16 protein-coding genes are annotated in these 20,935 nt (G+C 72.0%); 14 read left to right on the top strand and 2 right to left on the bottom strand.

Annotation, left to right across the window (positions count from 1 at the left end; genetic code table 11):
- Positions 1-31 precede the first annotated feature (31 nt).
- Genes ACIPC1_RS38310 through cobI form a run of 7 tightly spaced genes read left to right on the top strand, consistent with a single transcriptional unit; the run spans position 32 to position 10,906 of the window.
- Positions 32-973 carry a cobalamin biosynthesis protein gene (locus ACIPC1_RS38310; protein WP_402525906.1) on the top strand — a complete coding sequence of 314 codons (942 nt, stop codon included), beginning with the start codon at positions 32-34 and terminating at the stop codon, positions 971-973.
- Entirely contained in the window at positions 970-2,478 is a 1,509-nt protein-coding gene (locus tag ACIPC1_RS38315) for a cobyric acid synthase (protein ID WP_402525909.1), read from the top strand. Before ACIPC1_RS38310 ends, ACIPC1_RS38315 begins: the two co-directional genes overlap by 4 nt.
- Entirely contained in the window at positions 2,475-6,128 is a 3,654-nt protein-coding gene (cobN, locus tag ACIPC1_RS38320; RefSeq protein WP_402525911.1) for a cobaltochelatase subunit CobN, read from the top strand. The genes ACIPC1_RS38315 and cobN overlap by 4 nt, the downstream gene beginning before the upstream one ends.
- The gene (locus ACIPC1_RS38325; protein WP_402525913.1) at positions 6,125-8,125 is read left to right on the top strand and encodes a putative cobaltochelatase; all 2,001 of its coding nucleotides are present in this window, start codon (positions 6,125-6,127) and stop codon (positions 8,123-8,125) included. Before cobN ends, ACIPC1_RS38325 begins: the two co-directional genes overlap by 4 nt.
- Positions 8,125-8,724, top strand: coding sequence for a cob(I)yrinic acid a,c-diamide adenosyltransferase (cobO, locus tag ACIPC1_RS38330; RefSeq protein ID WP_402525916.1), 600 nt, complete (start codon positions 8,125-8,127; stop codon positions 8,722-8,724). The genes ACIPC1_RS38325 and cobO overlap by 1 nt, the downstream gene beginning before the upstream one ends.
- Complete coding sequence (locus ACIPC1_RS38335) at positions 8,718-10,160, top strand: cobyrinate a,c-diamide synthase (RefSeq protein WP_402525918.1); 1,443 nt, start codon at positions 8,718-8,720, stop codon at positions 10,158-10,160. The genes cobO and ACIPC1_RS38335 overlap by 7 nt, the downstream gene beginning before the upstream one ends.
- Positions 10,157-10,906: a precorrin-2 C(20)-methyltransferase gene (gene cobI / locus ACIPC1_RS38340; RefSeq protein WP_402525920.1), complete on the top strand. Its 750-nt coding sequence runs from the start codon at positions 10,157-10,159 to the stop codon at positions 10,904-10,906. The genes ACIPC1_RS38335 and cobI overlap by 4 nt, the downstream gene beginning before the upstream one ends.
- A gap of 11 nt (positions 10,907-10,917) precedes the next feature.
- Here the strand turns inward: cobI and ACIPC1_RS38345 are convergent, their stop codons facing one another.
- Positions 10,918-11,646, bottom strand: a complete 729-nt coding sequence (locus ACIPC1_RS38345) for a ZIP family metal transporter (protein WP_402525923.1) — start codon at positions 11,644-11,646, stop codon at positions 10,918-10,920.
- Positions 11,647-11,821: 175 nt separating this feature from the next.
- On the opposite strand from ACIPC1_RS38345, the gene cobM reads away from it, so the two are divergent.
- Genes cobM through cobC form a run of 6 tightly spaced genes read left to right on the top strand, consistent with a single transcriptional unit; the run spans position 11,822 to position 18,253 of the window.
- Positions 11,822-12,658 (top strand): precorrin-4 C(11)-methyltransferase, encoded by an 837-nt coding sequence (gene cobM, locus ACIPC1_RS38350; RefSeq protein WP_402525925.1) that lies wholly within the window; start codon positions 11,822-11,824, stop codon positions 12,656-12,658.
- Positions 12,655-13,929: a precorrin-6y C5,15-methyltransferase (decarboxylating) subunit CbiE gene (gene cbiE, locus ACIPC1_RS38355; RefSeq protein ID WP_402525928.1), complete on the top strand. Its 1,275-nt coding sequence runs from the start codon at positions 12,655-12,657 to the stop codon at positions 13,927-13,929. Before cobM ends, cbiE begins: the two co-directional genes overlap by 4 nt.
- Positions 13,926-15,617 carry a precorrin-3B C(17)-methyltransferase gene (cobJ, locus tag ACIPC1_RS38360; RefSeq protein ID WP_402525930.1) on the top strand — a complete coding sequence of 564 codons (1,692 nt, stop codon included), beginning with the start codon at positions 13,926-13,928 and terminating at the stop codon, positions 15,615-15,617. Before cbiE ends, cobJ begins: the two co-directional genes overlap by 4 nt.
- A gap of 14 nt (positions 15,618-15,631) precedes the next feature.
- Positions 15,632-16,246 carry a precorrin-8X methylmutase gene (locus ACIPC1_RS38365; RefSeq protein WP_402525979.1) on the top strand — a complete coding sequence of 205 codons (615 nt, stop codon included), beginning with the start codon at positions 15,632-15,634 and terminating at the stop codon, positions 16,244-16,246.
- On the top strand, positions 16,243-17,175 hold the full coding sequence (locus tag ACIPC1_RS38370; protein WP_402525932.1) for a sirohydrochlorin chelatase: 933 nt from the start codon (positions 16,243-16,245) through the stop codon (positions 17,173-17,175). Before ACIPC1_RS38365 ends, ACIPC1_RS38370 begins: the two co-directional genes overlap by 4 nt.
- Positions 17,159-18,253: an Rv2231c family pyridoxal phosphate-dependent protein CobC gene (gene cobC / locus ACIPC1_RS38375; RefSeq protein ID WP_402525934.1), complete on the top strand. Its 1,095-nt coding sequence runs from the start codon at positions 17,159-17,161 to the stop codon at positions 18,251-18,253. Before ACIPC1_RS38370 ends, cobC begins: the two co-directional genes overlap by 17 nt.
- 189 nt (positions 18,254-18,442) lie before the next feature.
- On the opposite strand, the gene ACIPC1_RS38380 is transcribed toward cobC, so the two are convergent.
- Positions 18,443-19,348 (bottom strand): SCO1860 family LAETG-anchored protein, encoded by a 906-nt coding sequence (locus tag ACIPC1_RS38380; protein WP_402525936.1) that lies wholly within the window; start codon positions 19,346-19,348, stop codon positions 18,443-18,445.
- 403 nt (positions 19,349-19,751) lie between these two features.
- On the opposite strand from ACIPC1_RS38380, the gene ACIPC1_RS38385 reads away from it, so the two are divergent.
- Positions 19,752-20,804, top strand: a complete 1,053-nt coding sequence (locus tag ACIPC1_RS38385) for a hypothetical protein (protein ID WP_402525938.1) — start codon at positions 19,752-19,754, stop codon at positions 20,802-20,804.
- The last annotated feature ends 131 nt before the right edge of the window (positions 20,805-20,935 follow it).

Raw genomic sequence — 20,935 nt, forward strand, 5'->3', positions numbered from 1 at the left:
GTTGTGCCCGACCTGACGGTCGGCTGAACCGGTGCGTGCCGATCGCGTCTTCGCGTACGGCGCCGCCGCCGGCCTCCTCGGTGATCTACTGCTCGGCGATCCCCGCCACGGGCATCCGGTCGCCGCGTTCGGGCGGGCCGCGGGAGCCGTGGAGCAGGTGCTGTGGCGGGACGACCGCGGCTGGGGCGCGCTGCACACGGCCGTGTGTGCGGGCGGTGCCACCGTGCTCGCGGCGCTCGCGAGTCATTCCGTACGGGGATCACATACCGCCTCCCTCGCGCTGACCGCCGCCGCCACGTGGGCCGTCGTCGGGGGGACCTCGCTCGGCCGGGAAGCCCGGGCGATCGGCAGCGCGCTGGAAGCCGGCGATGTCGAGCTGGCCCGGGAGCGGCTGCCGCATCTGTGCGGGCGGGATCCGCAGGCGCTCGACGCGGACGGGATCGCGCGGGCCGTCGTCGAGTCCGTCGCCGAGAACACCTCCGACGCCGTGGTGGGGGCCCTCGTGTGGGGGGCCGTCGGTGGTGTGCCCGGGCTTGTCGGGTTTCGGGCCGTGAACACGCTCGACGCCATGGTCGGGCACAAGTCGCCCAAGTACCGGCGTTACGGCTGGGCCTCCGCGCGGCTCGACGATGTCGCGGGCTGGCCGGGGGCGCGACTCACCGCTGCCCTCGCCGGCGCTGCCGGAGGCGATCCGCGGGGCGCCGTACGCGCGTGGCGGGTGGACGCCTGCAAGCATCCGAGCCCGAACGCCGGGCCGGTGGAGGCCTCGTTCGCGGGGGCGCTCGGGGTGCGGCTCGGCGGGACCCTCGCATACGGCGGACGGGTCGAGCACCGGCCCGTTCTGAACGGCGGGGGGCGCGCCGTCGCGGTCGGTGACATCGAGCGGGCCGTACGGCTGTCGCGGCGCGTGAGCTGGCTCGCGCTGGGTGTGTGTGCTGCCGGACGGCTCCTCATGAAGGGGCGTGCCTCGTGAGCGGCGGGCTGCTGGTCGCCGGGACCACCTCCGACGCGGGCAAGAGTGTCGTGACCGCCGGGATCTGCCGGTGGCTGGTGCGGCAGGGCGTCAAGGTGGCGCCCTTCAAGGCGCAGAACATGTCGCTGAACTCGTTCGTGACGCGGGAGGGCGCCGAGATCGGGCGGGCCCAGGCGATGCAGGCGCAGGCCGCGCGCGTGGAGCCGACCGCGCTCATGAATCCCGTACTGCTGAAGCCGGGGGGTGACCGGAGCAGTCAGGTCGTGCTCATGGGGAAGCCCGTGGGTGAGATGAGTGCGCGCGGCTACCACGGCGGGCGGCAGGAGGCGCTGCTAGGGACCGTGCTGGAGTGCCTCGCCGAGTTGCGGGGCACGTATGACGCGGTGATCTGCGAGGGGGCGGGGAGTCCTGCCGAGATCAATCTGCGGCGGACGGACATCGTGAACATGGGGATCGCGCGCAATGCGCGACTGCCCGTGCTGGTCGTGGGCGACATCGATCGTGGGGGCGTCTTCGCGTCCTTCTTCGGGACCGTCGCGCTGCTGTCCCGCGAGGACCAGGAACTCGTCGCCGGGTTCCTGGTGAACAAGTTCCGCGGGGACGTCTCCCTGCTGGAGCCGGGGCTCGACATGCTCCACGGGCTCACCGGGCGGCCCAGTTACGGCGTGCTGCCCTTCCGGCACGGCCTCGGGATCGACGAGGAGGACGGGATGGCGGTCTCGCTGCGGGGGGCCGTCCGGGAGTCGGCGGTGGCCGACCCCGTCGGCCAGGACATCCTCCGGGTCGCCGTCTGCGCCGTCCCCCTCATGTCCAACTTCACGGACGTGGACGCGCTGGCCGCCGAGCCGGGTGTCGTCGTGCGCTTCGTGGACCGGGCCGAGGAACTGGCCGACGCGGACCTCGTCGTCGTACCCGGAACCCGGGGCACGGTGAAGGCGCTGGAGTGGCTGCGGGAGCGCGGGCTCGCGGACGCGATCGCCCGACGGGCCGCCGAGGGGCGGCCCGTGCTCGGTATCTGCGGCGGCTTCCAGCTCCTCGGTGAGCACATCGAGGACGAGGTCGAGTCGCGGGCCGGTCATGTCGACGGGCTCGGGCTGCTACCTGTACGGGTGCGGTTCGCGCGGGAGAAGACACTCACGCGGCCCGTGGGCGAGGCGCTCGGCGAGCATGTCGAGGGGTACGAGATTCATCACGGCGTTGCCCAGGTCACCGGCGGGGAAGCCTTCTTGGACGGGTGCCGGGTCGGTGAGGTCTGGGGCACGCACTGGCACGGCTCGCTGGAGTCGGACGGGTTCCGGCGTGCCTTTCTGCGCGAGGTGGCGGCCGCCGCGGGGCGCCGCTTCGTACCGGCCGCCGACACGTCGTTCGCGGCGCTGCGCGAGGAGCAGTTGGACCTGCTCGGCGATCTGATCGAGGAACACGCGGATACGGACGCGCTGTGGCGGCTCATCGAGTCGGGCGCGCCGTCAGGACTGCCTTTCATTCCACCGGGAGCGCCCGCATGAGCACAGTGTTGTTGTTGTCGACCGCCGACACGGATCTGCTGGCGGCCCGGGCCTCCGGCGCCGCGTACCGGATCGGCAATCCGACCCGGGTGGACGTCACCACCGAACTCCCTGAGCTGGTCAGGGGCGCGGACGTCGCCGTCGTACGGCTCCTTGGCGGGAAGCGGGCCTGGGAGGACGGGCTCGCCTTCCTCAAGTCGTCCGGCATTCCGACCGTGCTGCTCGGCGGGGAGACCGTCCCCGACGCGGAGTTGATGGCCGAGTCGTCCGTGCCCGCCGGGGTGGTCGCCGAGGCGCTGCGCTATCTCGTCGAGGGCGGCCCGGAGAACCTGGCCGAACTGGCCCGCTTCCTCTCCGACACCGTGCTGCTCACCGGCGAGGGCTTCGAAGAGCCGCGCAAGATGGCCGAGTTCGGTGTGAGCGGCGAGCGGGCGTTCGTCGAGGGCCGGCCGACGATCGGCGTGCTCTTCTATCGGGCGCACGAGCTGTCCGGCAACACCGCCTTCGTCGACACGCTGTGCGACGCGATCGAGGCGCGGGGGGCCAACGCCCTTGCCGTGTACTGCGGTTCGCTGCGTGACGCCGACGCGGGACTGTACGAGATCCTCGCCAGGGCCGACACGCTGGTCGCCACCGTGCTCGCGGCCGGCGGCACGCACGCCTCGGAGGCCTCGGCCGGAGGTGATGAGGAGGCCTGGGACATCGGGGCGCTCGCCGACCTCGACATCCCTGTGCTGCAAGGGCTCTGCCTCACCTCCTCGCATGCCGCGTGGGAGGCGTCGGACGCCGCCCTCTCCCCCATGGACGCGGCGATGCAGGTCGCGATCCCGGAGTTCGACGGGCGGCTCATCACCGTGCCGTTCTCCTTCAAGGAGCAGGGTCCCGACGACGTCCCGGTGTACGTCGCCAACCCCGAGCGGGCCGCGCGCGTCGCCGGAATCGCCGTGCGCCACGCCCGGTTGAAGCACAAGCCGAACAAGGACAAGAAACTCGCGCTCGTCTTCACCGCCTACCCGACGAAGCACTCCCGGGTCGGCAACGCGGTGGGTCTCGACACGCCCGCCTCGGCGGTGCGGGTGCTCGACGCGCTGCGGGGCGCCGGATACGCGCTGACGGAATACCCGGACAACGGCGACGAGTTGATCCACCGCCTCATCGCGGCGGGCGGCCACGACGTCGAGTGGCTGACCGAGGAACAGCTCGCGTCGGCCCCCGCACGCGTGCCGCTCGCCGACTACCAGGCATGGTTCGACAAGCTCGAACCCAAGCTGCGCAACGGGATGGTGGAGGCGTGGGGCGAGCCGCCGGGCAACCTGTACATCGACGGCGACGACATCGTGCTGGCCTCCCTCCAGTTCGGGAACGTCGTCGTGATGATCCAGCCGCCGCGCGGCTTCGGCGAGAACCCGATCGCGATCTACCACGACCCGGACATGCCGCCCTCACACCACTACATGGCCGCGTACCGGTGGCTGGAGAACTCGTTCGGCGCGGACGCGGTGGTCCACATGGGCAAGCACGGCACGATGGAATGGCTGCCCGGCAAGGGACTCGGCCTCAGTGGCGGCTGCGCGCCCGACGCCGTGCTCGGTGAACTCCCCCTCATCTACCCCTTCATCGTCAACGACCCCGGCGAGGGCACCCAGGCCAAGCGGCGCGGGCACGCCACGGTCGTCGACCACCTCGTACCGCCGATGGCGCGCGCCGACACGTACGGCGATCTGGCGAAGCTGGAGCAGCTCCTCGACGAGTACGCGCTCGTGTCCGACCTGGACCCGACGAAGGCTCCGGCCGTGCGCGCGCAGATCTGGACGCTGGTCAAGGCGGCCGAGCTGCACCACGACCTGCATGTCGACGACCAGCCGGACGACGGTGACTTCGACTCGTTCGTCATGCACATCGACGGCTATCTGTGCGAGATCAAGGACGTGCAGATCAGGGACGGCCTGCACATTCTCGGCGGCGGCCCGGAGGCCGAACCGCGGGTGAACCTCGTACTGGCCGTGCTGCGGGCCTCGCAGGTGTGGGGCGGCAAGGCGAACGCACTGCCCGGTCTGCGGGCCTGCCTCGCCGAGCATTTCGGCCTGGTGGAGAAGGAGTTGCTCGGCGAGCCCGGTGCACCGGTGAAGGTGTCGGTGGAGCTGACGGACCTCGTCGACGGGCCCGCGCGGACCGGCGCCGACGCCATCGACCTCCTTGAGCAGCTGTGCCGCCGGTTCGCGGAGGGCATGGAGGAGCGCGGCTGGGACGCGGCGGCCGTTCCCGCTCTCGTGCGCGAGGTCGTGGGCGTCGAACTCCCGGCCGCAGTCGCGGTGTTGAAGTTCGCCTGCGACGAGGTCGTGCCCCGGCTCGCGAAGACGACCGATGAGATCGACCACATCCTGAAGGCACTTGACGGCGGTTTCGTCCCGGCGGGCCCCTCCGGGTCCCCGACCCGCGGACTCGTCAACGTCCTTCCGACCGGCCGCAACTTCTACTCCGTCGACCCCAAGGCGATCCCGTCCAGGCTGAGTTGGGAGGTCGGGCAGGCGCTCGCGGACTCGCTGATCCAGCGGTACCTGAGTGACACCGGCGCGTACCCGACGTCCGTCGGACTGACCGTCTGGGGCACCTCCGCCATGCGCACCCAGGGCGACGACATAGCGGAGATCCTCGCGCTGCTCGGCTGCCGTCCGGTGTGGGACGACGCCTCGCGGCGCGTGACGGGCTTCGAGATCGTGGGCCTGGCGGAGTTGGGCCGGCCGCGTATCGACGTCACGGTCCGTATCTCCGGGTTCTTCCGGGACGCGTTCCCGCACGTGGTCGGTCTCATCGACGACGCGGTGCGCGCGGTGGCCGAGCTGGACGAGCCCGCCGAGGGGAACTACGTGCGCAAGCACGCCGACGAGGACACCGCCGAGCACGGCGACCGGCGGCGCGCGACGGCTCGTATCTTCGGGTCGAAGCCGGGCGCGTACGGGGCGGGGCTGCTGCCGCTCATCGACGCGCGGAACTGGCGCTCGGACGCCGACCTCGCCGAGGTGTACGCGGTGTGGGGCGGCTACGCCTACGGGCGCGGGCTCGACGGGCGGGCGGCACGCGGCGACATGGAGACCGCGTTCAAGCGCATCGCCGTCGCCGCCAAGAACGTCGACACCCGCGAGCACGACCTCGTCGACGCGGACGACTACTTCCAGTACCACGGCGGCATGGTCGCCATGGTCCGCCATCTGACGGGCACCAGCCCCGAGGCCTACGTCGGCGACTCCGCCACGCCCGACCAGGTGAAGACCCGCACGCTGGGCGAGGAGACACACCGGGTGTTCCGCGCCCGGGTGGTCAACCCCCGCTGGATGGCGGCGATGCGGCGGCACGGCTACAAGGGCGCCTTCGAGATGGCGGCGACCGTCGACTACCTCTTCGGGTACGACGCGACGGCCGGGGTCGTGGACGACTGGATGTACGAGAAGCTCAGCGCGGAGTACGTCTTCGACCCCGAGAACCGGGACTTCATGAAGAAGTCCAACCCCTGGGCGCTGCGCGGGATCACCGAACGTTTGCTGGAGGCCGCCGACCGGGGGCTGTGGGCGGAGCCCGACGCGGAGACGCTGGAGCGGTTGCGCGCCACCTATCTGGAGCTCGAAGGCGACTTGGAGGGCGACGACCAGTGAGTACTCCCTTTCCGTTCACGGCCGTTGTCGGCCAGGACGACCTGCGGCTCGCGCTGCTGCTGAACGCCGTGTCGCCCGCGGTGGGCGGTGTGCTGGTGCGCGGCGAGAAGGGCACCGCCAAGTCCACTGCGGTACGCGCCCTTTCGGTGCTCATCCCCGAGGTGGACGTCGTCGCCGGGTGCCGGTTCTCGTGCGCGCCGGCCTCTCCCGATCCCGCCTGCCCGGACGGGCCGCACGAGGTCGGTCCCGGTACGAAGCGTCCGGCCCGGATGGTCGAACTGCCCGTCGGCGCCTCCGAGGACCGGCTCGTGGGCGCCCTCGACATCGAACGGGCCCTCGCGGAGGGCGTGAAGGCCTTCGAGCCGGGGCTGCTGGCCGACGCGCACCGCGGGATTCTCTACGTCGACGAGGTCAACCTGCTCCACGACCACCTGGTCGACCTGCTGCTCGACGCGGCCGCGATGGGCGCCTCCTACGTCGAGCGCGAGGGTGTCTCCGTACGGCATGCCGCCCGTTTCCTGCTCGTCGGCACCATGAACCCCGAAGAGGGGGAACTGCGGCCGCAGTTGCTCGACCGCTTCGGGCTGACCGTCGAGGTCGCCGCCTCGCGGGAGCCCGACCAGCGGGTCGAGGTGGTGCGCAGGAGGCTCGCGTACGACGACGATCCGGACGGCTTCGCGGCGCGGTGGGCGGACGAGGAGTCCGCCGTACGGGCACAGATCGTGGCGGCGCGTGCGCTGTTGCCGTCCGTGCATCTCGGGGACGGGGCGCTGCGGCAGATCGCGGCGACCTGCGCGGCCTTCGAGGTGGACGGTATGCGCGCCGACATCGTGATGGCGCGGACGGCGACCGCGCTGGCCGCGTGGGCCGGGCGCACCGAGGTGCTCCCGGAGGACGTACGGCAGGCGGCGCTGCTCGCGCTGCCGCACCGGCGTCGGCGGAATCCCTTTGACGCGCCGGGACTTGACGAGGACAAGCTCGACGAGACGCTGGAGGAGTTCGGGGGATCCGACAACGACCCGGACCCTGACCCGGATCCGGACGGGCCCGGTGGCGGAGGACAGCCTCCGCAGGACGGGCCCGACGACGGTTCCGCGCCCGGTGGCGCTCCTGCCCAGGCCGAGCCCGGTGAGGGTGGACAGCCCCAGGGCGGCGGCGAGCAGTCCCCCGTACGGGCCGCCGAGCCCTTTCGTACCAAGGTGCTGAGTGTGCCGGGGCTCGGGGAAGGTGCCGCCGGGCGGCGTTCGCGGGCGCGGACCGAGCACGGGCGGACGACCGGATCCCGGCGGCCCCGAGGGGCGCTCACCAAGCTCCATCTGGCGGCGACCGTGCAGGCGGCGGCGCCGCATCAGCTGGCGCGCGGGCGGTCGGGGCGCGGCCTGGTCGTACGGCGGGACGATCTGCGGCAGGCCACCCGGGAGGGGCGTGAGGGGAACCTCGTGCTCTTCGTGGTGGACGCCTCCGGGTCGATGGCTGCGCGGCAGCGGATGAGCGCCGTGAAGGGTGCGGTGCTGTCACTGCTGCTCGACGCGTATCAGCGGCGGGACAAGGTGGGGCTCGTGACCTTCCGCGGGTCCGCGGCCGAGCTCGCGTTGCCGCCCACCTCCTCGGTGGACGCGGCGGCGGCACGGCTGGAGTCCCTGCCGACGGGCGGCCGGACGCCGCTCGCGGCGGGTCTGCTCAAGGCGCATGACGTGCTGCGGGTCGAGCGGCTGCGGGATGCCGCGCGGCGGCCGTTGGTCGTCCTGGTGACGGACGGGCGGGCCACCGGAGGTCCGGAGCCGGTGACGCTGGCCGGGCGTGCGGCGCGGCTGTTCGCAGCCGACTCGGTCGCCTCCGTGGTCGTGGACTGCGAGGCGGGGGCCGTACGGCTGGGGCTCGCCGGGCAGCTCGCCGTGGAGCTGGGGGGCACCGCGGTGACCCTGGAGGAGTTGCGGGCCGACTCCATCGCCGGTCTGGTCAGGGACGTGCAGGGCAACAACAGGAGGGCCGCGTAGTGCCGCAGGGGCAGCCGAGTGTCGTACCGGAGGACGGGCTGACGACACGGCAGCGGCGGAACCGACCGCTGGTCGTGGTGCACACGGGCGTGGGGAAGGGCAAGTCGACGGCCGCGTTCGGGCTTGCGCTGCGCGCCTGGAATCAGGGCTGGCCCATCGGCGTGTTCCAGTTCGTCAAGTCGGCGAAGTGGAAGGTCGGCGAGGAGAACGCGCTGCGGGTGCTCGGCGCCAGCGGTGAGGGCGGGACCGTCGACTGGCACAAGATGGGCGAGGGCTGGTCCTGGGTGCAACGCGACTCCCAGATGGACAACGAGGAGAAGGCCCGCGAGGGGTGGGAGCAGGTCAAGAGGGACCTGGCCGCCGAGACGTACCAGCTGTACGTGCTCGACGAGTTCGCCTACCCCATGCACTGGGGCTGGATCGATGTCGACGAGGTGGTGGGTGTGCTGCGGGACCGGCCCGGGACCCAGCATGTGGTGATCACCGGGCGTAATGCTCCCGAGAAGCTGGTGGAACTCGCCGATCTGGTGACCGACATGTCCAAGGTCAAGCATCCGATGGACGCCGGCCAGAAGGGCCAGAGGGGCATCGAGTGGTGATTTCCGTTCCTCGGCTGGTCATTGCCGCGCCTTCCTCGGGCAGCGGCAAGACCACCGTTGCCACGGGGCTGATGGCCGCGTTCGCCTCGCGGGGCCTTGCCGTGTCCCCGCATAAGGTGGGGCCCGACTACATCGATCCCGGGTATCACGCGCTCGCCACCGGGCGTGTGGGGCGGAACCTCGACGCGTATCTGTGTGGGGCGGAGTTGGTCGCGCCGTTGTTCGGGCACGGGGCCCGGGGGTGCGATCTCGCTGTTGTCGAGGGTGTGATGGGGCTGTACGACGGGGCCGCGGGGGAAGGGGAGTTGGCCTCCACCGCTCATGTCGCGAAGTTGCTTCGGGCGCCTGTGGTGCTGGTTGTCGACGCATCGTCGCAGTCCCGGTCCGTGGCCGCTCTTGTGCATGGGTTCGCTTCGTGGGATCCGGAGGTGCGGGTGGCCGGGGTGATTCTCAACAAGGTGGGTTCCGTTCGGCACGAGGGCATGCTGCGGGAGGCTCTCGACGAGTCGGGGGTGCCTGTGCTCGGGGTTCTGCGGCGGGCGCCTCAGGTGGAGACGCCTTCTCGGCATCTTGGGCTGGTGCCTGTTGCCGAGCGGGCGTCGGAAGCCGTTTCGGCGGTTGCCGCCATGGCCTCGCAGGTGCGGGAGGGGTGCGATCTCGATGCTCTGCTTGCGTTGGCGCGTAGTGCGCCTGCGTTGTCGGGTGCGGCTTGGGATGCGGCTGAGGTTGTGGGTGTTTCGCCCCCTCCGCCCCTGCCCGTTCCCGGCACTGGGGGCTCTGCCCCCAGACCCCCGTATCGGCCTGAACGGCCTCGTCCTCAAACGCCGGACGGGCTGAAAGTTGTCGCCGTGGCCGGTGGGGCCGCCTTCACCTTCTCCTACGCCGAGCACGCCGAGTTGCTCTCCGCTGCCGGGGCCGAAGTTGTCACCTTTGATCCCCTGCGTGATGAGCAACTGCCCGAAGGGACGGGCGGGTTGGTCATCGGGGGTGGGTTTCCCGAGGTGTTCGCGCCTGAGTTGTCCGCCAATGAGCCCTTGCGGATGGCTGTTGCGGCGCTCGCCGAGAGTGGGGCGCCGGTCGCCGCCGAGTGTGCCGGGCTGCTGTATCTGTCGCGTGAGCTCGACGGGCAGCCGATGTGCGGGGTCATCGACGCGAAGGCCCGTATGGACGAGCGGCTGACCCTGGGATACCGGGACGCCGTCGCCGTCTCGGACAGTGTGCTGGCCGTGGCCGGGACGCGGATGCGGGGGCACGAGTTCCACCGGACCGTCGTCGAGCCCGGCGCCGGGGCGGCTCCCGCCTGGGGTGTGCGAGCGCCTCGGAAGCGGGTCGAAGGTTTCGTACAACACGGGGTGCACGCGAGTTATCTGCACACGCACTGGGCGTCCGAGCCCGGTGTCGCCCGTCGGTTCGTGGAGAGGTGCCTGACGTCATGAGCAGCAAACTGATCGGAGTCGGGGTCGGGCCCGGTGACCCCGAGCTGGTGACCGTCAAGGGCGTCAACGCCCTGCGCGCCGCCGAGGTCGTCGTCGTACCCGTGATGGCTGCGTCTGATGGAAAAGATGGGGGCGAGCGGGGGCGGGCCGAGGCCACCGTCCTGCACTACGTGCCCGAGGAGAAGGTCGTACGGGTCGTGTTCGCGCTGAACGAGCGGACCGACCGGGGGCGGCGGGAGGCCGCCTGGGATGCGGCCGGGGAGCGGGTGGCCGGACTGCTGGGCGCGCACGCCGTCGTCGCCTTCGCCACCATCGGCGATCCCAACGTGTACTCCACCTTCACCTATCTCGCGCAGACCATCGCGGAGCTGGTGCCGGGGACCGTCGTCGAGACCGTGCCCGGTATCACCGCCATGCAGGATCTCGCCGCGCGGTCGGGAGCCGTACTCACCGAGGGGACCGAACCGCTCACCCTCGTGCCGGTGACGGCCGGGGCCGCTGTCCTCAAGGACGCTCTCAACGGGCCGGGCACCGTCGTCGCGTACAAGTTCGGGCGGCAGGCCGCGGAGGTGGCCGAGGCGCTGCGCGAGACCGGGCGGCTCGACGACGCCGTGTGGGGGTCCGCGCTCGGCCTGGAGAACGAGTCGATCCGGCCCGCGGCCGAACTCGACGGCGGACCGCTGCCCTACCTCTCCACGCTCATCGCGCCCGCGCGGCGCGAGAGCGGACGCGGCGGGAAACTATGACAAGCGGTTCGTCAGCCCGCGAGGCCCACCACCAGCCAGATGAAGGCCGCGCCCGCGACCGTGCACAGCAGGGTCGAACGGGCGGGGTGTTCGTGGTGTGCCTCGGGGAGGATCTCGGCGGCCGCGAGATAGAGGAGTACGCCGCCGAAGAGGCCGAGATAGCAGCCGAGCAGTTGCTCCGGGATGGTGACGAAGAGCGTCGAGGCGGCGCCGACCACGGGGGCCGCCGCGTCGGCGACGAGCATCATGATCGCCTTGCGGCGGTCGTTCCCGTACAGGCTCGTGATCGTGTACGTGTTGAAGCCGTCCGCGAAGTCGTGGGCGATCACCGCGAGGGCCACGGCCAGGCCCATTCCGCCGCCGACCTGGAAGGCCGCACCGATCGCCACACCGTCCATCACGCTGTGGCCGACCATCGCGGCAGCCGCCGTCAGGCCCACCTCGGGCGCCCGGCCCTCCTTCTCCTCGCCGCCGTGCGCCGCCTGGCGTGCCGCCAGCAGACGTTCCACCAGATGGGCGAGGAGGAACCCGGCCACGAAGAGCAGCAGCGCGGCCGGTACGCCGAAGACCTCCTCGCCCGCCGCATGCAGCGCCTCCGGCAGCAGATCGAGGCCGACCACGCCGAGCATCAGGCCGCCGGCCAGGCCCAGGACCAGATGACGGCGGTCGGTCACCCGCTGTGCCGTCCAGCCGCCGGCCAGCGTCATCAGGAACGCGCCGAGCGCGACGAGGACCGCCATAAGCCCTTGCTATCCGATCAACCGCCGTTCGCGCACCTCCGCGGGCCCGTGTCCGCGGGTACACCCTGAAGTTTCGCAACGCACACACCGTACGAGCGCACTGATGTTCCACATGTTCCACGTGATTCGCATGTTCCCCGTGATTCGCATGCTCTGTAGGAGAGGACCCCATCCCATGGCCGACGCCCCCACCGGCAAGGTGACCATCGTCGGGGCAGGGCCCGGCGCCGCCGACCTGCTGACGTTCCGCGCCGCGTGCGCCATCGCCGAGGCCGACGTCGTGATCTGGGCGGCCAGCCTGGTGCAGGCGGAGGTCCTGGACCACGCGCGCGCGGGCGCGGAGATCCTGGATTCGGCGACGATGTCGCTGGAGGACGTGGTCGCCGTGTACGAGCGCGCCGCCGAGCAGGGGCTGAAGGTGGCCCGCATCCACTCCGGCGATCCCGCGCTGTGGGGCGGTACGCAGGAGCAGCTCGACCGGTGTGCGGACATCGGGGTCGAGACCGAGATCATCCCGGGCGTCTCCTCCTTCTCCGCCGTGGCCGCGCTCGCGCAACGCGAGCTGACGATTCCCGAGGTCGCGCAGTCGGTGATCCTCACCCGGCTCGGCGGCGGCAAGACACCGATGCCTCCGGGTGAGGAAGTACGGGAGTTCGCCCGGCACGGGACGACCATGGCGCTGTTCCTGTCGGCGGCGCGCAGCGGCCAGCTGGTGCGCGAGCTCCTTGAGGGCGGCTACCCGACGTCCACGCCGGTCGTGGTGGCCTACCAGGTGACCTGGCCGGAGGAACTCCTCGTGCGGTGCACGATCGAGACGCTGGAGGAGACCGTCAAGGAACACAAGCTCTGGAAGCACACCCTCTTCCTGGTCGGCCCGGCCCTGGACGCGAGCGGCACGCGCTCGCACCTCTACCACCCCGGTCACTTCCACGAGTTCCGCAAGGCCGATCCTCGGGCGCGGGCGGAACTGCGCGCGGCGCGGCGTGCGGCGCGCCAGGACAGTCCGTCGTGACGGCCGTCGAAGGTGCGGCTGCGATCACCGTCGTCGGTACGGGTACGGGGGCGCCGTTGCCTCCCGAAGCGGAGTCCGCCCTCGCCGAGGCCGGGCTCGTCGTCGGGGCCCGGCGGCATCTGGCGGCGGCACGGCTGCCGGAGGGGGCGGAGCAGCTCGTGCTCGGTCCGCTCGTGCCCGCGCTCGACGTGATCGAACGGTATGTGGACAAGCAGGGCCGGGTCGTCGTGCTCGCCTCCGGTGACCCCGGGTTCTTCGGGATCGTGCGGGCGCTGGCCGACCGCTTCGGCGCGGAGCGGCTGGACGTCCGGCCCGGCGTCTCGTCCGTCGCCACCGCCTTCGCCCGGATCGGGCTGCCCTGGGACGACGCCGTGGTGGTCAGCGCTCACGGTCGCGAGCTGCGTACGGCCGTCAACGTCTGCCGGTCGCGGCCGAAGGTGGCCGTGCTGACCGGTCCGGGCTCCGGGCCCGCCGAACTGGGCGCCGCGCTCGCCTACCACCCCCGCGAACGCGTCCTCGTCGTCGCGAGCGCCCTGGGCGACCCCGAGCACGAGCGCGTGGAGCGCGTCACGCCCGCCGAGGCCGCCGCCCGTGACTGGGGTACGGCGGTGAGCGTCGTCCTGTGCCTGGACGAGTCGCGCGCCCTCGCCCCCGTGCGGACCGTCGCCGGACCGTCCGCCGGGCCCGCCCAATGGGCTCTGGACGAGCGGGAGTTCACCCACCGCGACTCGATGATCAGCAAGTTCGAGGTACGGGCACTCGCACTGGCCCGGATAGGTCCGCGGCTCGGCGAGCTGATCTGGGACATCGGCGCGGGCTCCGGCTCCGTCGCCGTGGAGTGCGCGCGCTTCGGCGCCGCCGTCACCGCCGTCGAGAAGACGCGGGACGGCTGCGAGCGCGTCCGCGCCAACGCCGAGGCGCACGGCGTGGACGTACACGTCGTGCACGGGGCCGCGCCGACGGTGCTGTCCGATCTGGACGACCCGGACGCCGTCTTCATCGGCGGCGGGGGGCGCGAACTGCCTGCCATCGTCACGGCCTGCGCGCGGCGGACCCGGCGGGCCGTCGTGGTCGCGATGGCCGCCCTCGACCGGGTGCCCGCGGCGCGGGACGCGCTCACCGGTGCCGGGTTCGACTGCGAGGGCGTGCTGTTGCAGTCGTCCCGGCTCGCGCCGCTGCCCGGTGGCGTCGACCGGCTCTCGGCCACCAATCCCGTTTTCCTGCTGTGGGGCGTCCGGCCTCCGGCGCGTACCGAAGGAGTCCCCCAGTGATCGGCCTGATTTCCGCCACGGCGGCCGGCGCGGCCGGCCGTGACCGGCTGGCCGCGGCCTGGCCCACGCGTGCGCGGGTGTACGACGGGTCCGTCGGGGACGCCGTGCGGAGGGCGTTCGCCGAGTGCGAGCAGGTGGTGTGCTTCCTCGCCACCGGGGCGGTGGTGCGGTTGATCGCACCGCTGTTGGGCGACAAAGCGTCGGACCCGGGGGTCGTGTGCGTCGACGAGGCGGGGCGGTTCGCCGTGTCGCTGGTCGGAGGGCATGCCGGGGGCGCCAATGAACTCGCCTGCGAGGTGGGTGAGTTGCTCGGGGCGGAGCCGGTGGTGACCACGGCGACCGATTCGGTGGGGATGCCGGGGCTCGACACGCTCGGTTTCCCGGTGGAGGGGGATGTCGCCGGGGTCACCCGGGCTCTGCTCGACGGTGAACCCGTCGCTCTGCACGCCGAGTTGGCGTGGCCTCTCCCGCCGCTGCCGGTCGCGTCGGGAGGTGTGCACGCGATCCGGGTCACCGACCGTCTGGTTCCGCCCGCCGACCAGAACGTGGTGCTGCGTCCGCCCTCCCTCGTCGTCGGTGTCGGCGCCTCCAAGGGTGCGCCCGTCGACGAAGTCCTCGATCTCGTCCAAGGCGCCCTGCTCGACGCCGGGTTGTCGGTGAAGTCGGTCGCCGGGTTCGCGACCGTCGATGCCAAGGCGCAGGAGCCCGGCATCGTCGGGGCCGCCGAGCGGCTCGGGGTGCCCGTGGTGACGTACAGCGCCGAGGAGTTGGCGAAGGTCGACGTGCCGAACCCCTCCGACGCGCCGCTCGCCGCGGTCGGTACTCCCTCCGTCGCGGAGGCCGCGGCGCTCGCGGGCGGCGGTGAACTCCTCGTCCCCAAGCGGAAGTCGGTACGCGCGGACGGACGGCCGGCGATGGCGACGTGTGCGGTGGTACGCCGGGCCGCGCGCGGCCGGCTCGCGGTGGTCGGGCTCGGTCCCGGCGCCCGCGACCTGCTGACGCCGCGCGCGAAGGCGGAGCTGCGGCGGGCGTCCGTGCTCGTCGGGCTCGACCAGTACGTCGACCAGATCCGCGATCTGCTGCGGCCGGGGACCCGCGTCCTGGAGTCGGGGCTCGGCGCCGAGGAGGAGCGGGCGCGTACGGCGGTCGAGGAGGCCCGGCGCGGGCAGGCCGTCGCCCTGATCGGCAGCGGGGACGCGGGGGTGTACGCGATGGCGTCGCCCGCGCTGGCCGAGGCGTCCGACGACATCGACGTGGTCGGGGTGCCCGGGGTGACCGCCGCGCTGGCCGCGGGGGCGATCCTGGGCGCGCCGCTCGGGCACGACCATGTGTCGATCAGCCTCTCCGATCTGCACACGCCGTGGGAGGTCATCGAACGGCGGGTACGGGCGGCGGCCGAGGCCGACATCGTCGTGACGTTCTACAACCCGCGCAGCCGGGGCCGTGACTGGCAGCTTCCGAAGGCGCTGGCGGTCCTCGCCGAGCACCGGGAACCGACGACGCCGGTGGGTGTCGTACGGAACGCCTCCCGCCCCGACGAGTCCAGCCGCCTCACCACCCTCTCGGGACTCGACCCGGCGACGGTGGACATGATGACCGTGGTGACCGTAGGCAACACGGCGACCCGTGAGATCGCCGGCCGCATGGTGACACCGCGCGGCTACCGCTGGCAGGAGGAGGCCAAGTGAGCGCTACGACCGGGGTGCCCCGTGTGGTGCACCCCATCGAGCAGGAGTCCTTCCGGCGGCTGCGCACGCGCCTGGACACCTCACACTTCCCGCCGCTGACGCGGGCGGTCGTGGAGCGGGTCATCCACTCCGCGGCCGACCTGGAGTACGCGGACGATCTCGTCGTCGACGAACGTGCCCTGGAGCGCGGGCATCTCGCACTGCACGCCGGGGCGCCCGTCGTCGTCGACGTCGAGATGGTCGCGGCGGGCATCACCCGCCGCGACACGGTCTGTCGCCTCAAGGACGCCAGGTCCGGTCCTGGGCTGACCCGTTCGGCGCACGCGATCCGCCTCGCGTACGAGGAGGTCGGGCCCGGTGCGCTCTGGGTGATCGGCTGCGCGCCGACCGCCCTGGAGGAACTGCTCACCCTGGACGCCGATCCCGCGCTCGTCATCGGTCTGCCCGTCGGTTTCGTCGGCGCGGCCGAGTCCAAGGCCGCGTTGCGCGCGAGCGGACTGCCCGCCGTCAGCAACGTGTCCGAGAAGGGCGGCTCCGCGGTCGCCGCGGCGGCGCTCAACGCCCTGCTGTACCAACCTGTTTCTGTCTCTGTACCTGTTTCTGTTTCTGTTCCTGAGGAGAAGTCGTGACCACCCCGCCCCCCGCCCTGCTCATCGCCGGACACGGCACCCGGGACGAGGCCGGTGCCGATGCCTTCCGGGCCTTCGTACGGGAGTTGGGGCGCCGCAATCCCGAACTGCCCGTCGCGGGCGGCTTCATCGAGCTGTCGCCGCCGCCGCTGGGTGACGCCGTGACCGAGCTGGTCGAGCAGGGGGTACGACGTTTCGCCGCCGTACCGCTGATGCTGGTCTCCGCCGGGCACGCCAAGGGGGACATCCCGGCGGCGCTGACCCGTGAGAAGGAGCGGCACCCCGGGATCTCGTACACCTACGGGCGTCCGCTGGGTCCGCACCCGGCGCTCCTCAGCGTCCTTGAGCGGCGGCTCGACGAGGTCCTGGGCTCCGCCTCCCGCAGTCCCCAGGACCGGGCCGATGTGACCGTGCTGCTGGTGGGCCGCGGCTCCACCGACCCGGACGCCAACGCCGAAGTGCTCAAGGCGGCGCGACTGCTGTGGGAGGGCCGGGGGTACGCGGGCGTCGAGACGGCGTTCGTGTCGCTGGCCGCGCCGGACGTGCCGTCCGGTCTCGACCGCTGCGTGAAGCTGGGGGCGCGCCGGATCGTCGTCCTCCCCTACTTCCTCTTCACCGGCATCCTGCCGGACCGGGTGCGCCGGCAGACCGAGGGCTGGGCGGCCGCGCACCCGGACGTCGAGGTGCGCTCCGCCGATGTCATCGGCCCCGAGCCGGAGTTGCTCGACCTCGTCATGGAGCGCTACCGCGAGGCGGTGCGAGGGGACCTGCGGATGAACTGCGACTCCTGCGTGTACCGCATCGCCCTGCCCGGCTTCGAGGACAAGGTCGGTCTGCCCCAGCAGCCGCACTTCCACCCGGACGACGACGGTGACCACCACCACGGACACCACGGGCACCACCATGACGGCCATGCCCACGCCCACTGAGGGGGCGCCCTCGGCGGGCGTGGGCGACGGGCACGATCTGCGCCACCACGGGGACGCCGAGGTGCGCGACGACGGTTCGGCGCTCACCGATCTGGCGGTGAACGTCCGCGCGGGCACGCCTCCGGAGTGGCTGCGCGAGCGGATCGCCGCCTCGCTGACCGGGCTTGCCGCGTACCCCGACGGGCGGGACGCGCGGGTCGCGGTGGCGGAGCGACACGGGCTGCCCGTCGAACGGGTGCTGCTCACGGCGGGTGCCGCCGAGGCCTTCGTGCTGCTCGCACGCGCCCTGAAGGTGCGCCGGACGGTGGTCGTGCACCCGCAGTTCACCGAGCCGGAGGCGGCGCTGCGGGGCGCCGGGCACTCCGTCGACCGGGTCCTGCTCCGCGAGGAGGACGGCTTCCGGCTCGACCCCGCGGCCGTTCCCGAGGACGCGGATCTCGTCGTGATCGGGAACCCGACCAATCCGACCTCCGTGCTGCATCCGGCCGCCCTGATCGCCGGACTCGCCCGGCCCTGGCGGACGTTGGTCGTCGACGAGGCGTTCATGGACGCCGTGCCGGACGAGCGGGAGGCGCTCGCCGGGCGGACGGACGTGCCCGGTCTCGTGGTACTGCGGAGCCTCACGAAGACGTGGGGGCTGGCCGGACTTCGTATCGGCTACGTCCTCGCCGGCCCCGAGACGATCGTGGAACTGGAGCGTGCCCAGCCGCTGTGGCCGGTGTCCACGCCCGCGCTCGCCGCGGCGTCGGCGTGCGTGTCCTCCGGGGCGCTCGCGGAGGCCGCCCTCGCGGCGCGGCGGGTCTCGGCGGATCGGGCCCATCTGGTGGCCGGGCTCCAGGAGTTCGAGTCGGACGGGGTGCGGGTGGTGGGGCCTGCGGAGGGGCCGTTCGTGCTGGTGCGGCTGCCGCGGGCCGCCCTCGTACGGCGTCAGCTGCGGGGGCTCGGTTTCGCCGTGCGGCGGGGGGACACCTTTCCCGGGCTGGGAGAGGAGTGGATACGGGTGGCTGTTCGGGACCGGGTGACGGTGAATGGGTTCTTGCTGGCGCTTGATCGGGCGGTGACGGTGGTGGGGGGTTGAGGTGGGGGGTATCGCCCTCTCCGCCCCTGCCCGTCCCGTGTTTCTGGGGCTCCGCCCCAGACCCCGCTGGAGATTTTCAGCCCGCCCGGCGTTTGAGGACGAGCGCGTTCAGCGCGATGCAGGGGTCTGGGGGCGGCGGCCCCCAGGAACAAGGGACGGGTAGGGGCGGAGAGGGCGAAAAAGCCCCCGTCACCCCCGACTACGCCGCCCCGCCAGCACCGCTCCCCCACCCACCGCAAGCAGCACAACCGCCCCACCCACGACGTACGGCGTCATCGACCCGCCTCCGGTCTCGGCGAGCCCCGCCTCCGCGGGTGCCCCCTGCGGCTTCACGTCGGCCACCGGCTTTTCGGGGGTCGCCGGTACGGCCGGCGCTTCGCAGGTCGCCCCCGCCAGGGTCAACGTTCCTTCAACCTCGGCCACGTTCAGCTTCAACGGGTTGATGGACACCGTGAGTTCGAGCGCGGACGCAGCCGCCGTACGGGACGTGGTCTGCGTCTTGGAGAGGTCGAGCCGGACCTCGCCGACGGCGGGCACGTTCACCACCGTCGGGCCGCCGGCGGACAGCGTCACCTTCTTGCCGAGCACCGTGACCGCGCCCAGCAGATTCGAGGTGGCCACGGGCGTCTTGCCCGCCTCACAGGTCGCCTTCGAAGTGACCGACTCGACCTCGATGAGGGAGAGCAGCGGAAGCCCGGGGACATGGACCTTCGCGTGCGCGAGGTTGGTGTACCCCTCGGCCTTCGTCGCCGACACCGTCGCCCTCGCGGTGGCGACCTCCGCGCCCAGCACGGTGAACGCCTTTCCGCCGTCGACGCCGTCCAAGCGGGCGGTGAGCGCGGTCCTCTCGGCGCTCTGCGGCGCCGAGACCTCGTTTAGGGAGACGGCGAGCGGAACGTTCACCGTCTTGTTGAGCAGGGACACGTCGAGCCCGGTGCGCAGCACGACGGCGCTCGCTCGACCCTGCTCGGCCGTGTCGTCGGTCGCGTGCGCGGACACCGATCCGGCCAGCACCGCAGGACCGGCGGCGAGGACGGTGGCCGCGGCGACGACGGCACAACGGCGCGCGGACATGGGCAAGTTGTTGCTGTTCAAGGGTGGGACCCCCATAAGAGATAGCTCGGGACCCGGCAAGAATTACGCACTGAGAGTGAACAGTCAGTAATCCGGCGTGACTTCACTCCAACGTGGAGATTCAGCACATCTCTTCGAATCACACGACACGGTTGTTCGCCACCGTCACCCGTTCGACCCCCCTGCGCGAACACGCCGGTTGTTGCCGGGCGCGCAGGACGGGGTGCACAACGAGTCAACACACCAGCTCGTCACGCTCCGTCAACCAGAGCGCCCTGTGCGATCTGTGGCTCCACGGACGGGCGGCACTGGACGAGGGGCGACTGGAAGTGCGTGCCGCGCGATGTCCTAGGGTGAGCCGACTGTCTCTTTGTTCGACTGTCTCTTTGTTCGACGGTCATCACGACACCAGGAGCGTTCCCAGGTGGCTTCCACCGACCGCCGTCGTCTGCACTTCGTCGGCAGCCTGCCGCAGTTCGACGACGCCAAGTCCGCCCTCCGCTGGCAGCAGGATGAGCTCGCGGGACGCGTGCGGCGCCTGTCCGGCGGCGAGACCGGACCGCGACTTCAGTGGTTCGTGCCCCTGGTCAAGGCCCTCAAGGGGCTGCCGCACATCCGTACCGTGCAGGACGGTGAGTGGACCGGCTACGACGACACGGACCGGCTGAAGGTCCAGCGCGGCAGCCGCCTCACGCCCGGCGACATCCCGATGCGGCTGGGCGAGTACGCGCGGGAGGAACTGGCCGCGTTGGACGCCCTCGGCACGCCGGCATCCGCCGGTCTGCCCCTACAGGTCGGCGTACCGGGCTACCTCGACATGGCCCTGTTCGTCTTCGGACCGGTCGGTGTCTTCCGCCACGCCCGTGCGTTCCGCGACGCGACGGCCGAGCAGATCGCGGACGTCCACCGCGCGGCCGGCGACGCCGTGGTCTTCCAGCTGGAAGTGCCCGCCGCCCTCATCGCCGTGGTGTCGGCGCCCCGCCCGCTGCGTCCGCTGCTCGCCCGGCTGATGGCGCGCCTGGTCACCAGCCAGGTCGCGAAGGCACCACGGGGCAGCCGCTTCGGTGTCCACCTGTGCCTCGGAGATCTTGGCCACCGGGCCTTGAAAATACCGTCGTCGGCAGCCCCCCAGGTGGTCCTGGCCAACGCTCTGGTACGCCGCTGGCCCCGGGATCGGCCGCTGGAGTTCGTCCACCTCCCGCTGTCCGGTGGCGATCAACCCCCCGTCACCTCCGCCGCCTACTACGACCCGCTCCGCCGGCTGCGGGTTCCGGCAGACGTCCCGGTGGTGGCCGGGATCGCGCACGAGGAGCAGTCGGTGGGTGAGCAGGTGGCGGTCCGGGCCCTGGTGGAAGGAGCACTCGGCCGCCGGGCGGACATCGCCACCGCCTGCGGCCTGGGCCGCCGTACATCGGAACAGGCGGTACGGGCCGTCGACAGCATGCGCGTCCTGCTCGACGACCAGAATGGAGGATGAGACGCCGGGCGATGCCCTCCCTACCGGCGCCCGATGAATTCGGCCACGTCGACGCTTGCCGAATCGATCATCCCCGGGCGGCGCTCTCTCACTGAAGGCGAGTGAACCTCTCTGCCCCAAGGCCTGAGCCA

This window comes from Streptomyces sp. NPDC087263, from assembly GCF_044744645.1.
In the GTDB taxonomy this organism is placed as follows: Bacteria; Actinomycetota; Actinomycetes; order Streptomycetales; family Streptomycetaceae; genus Streptomyces.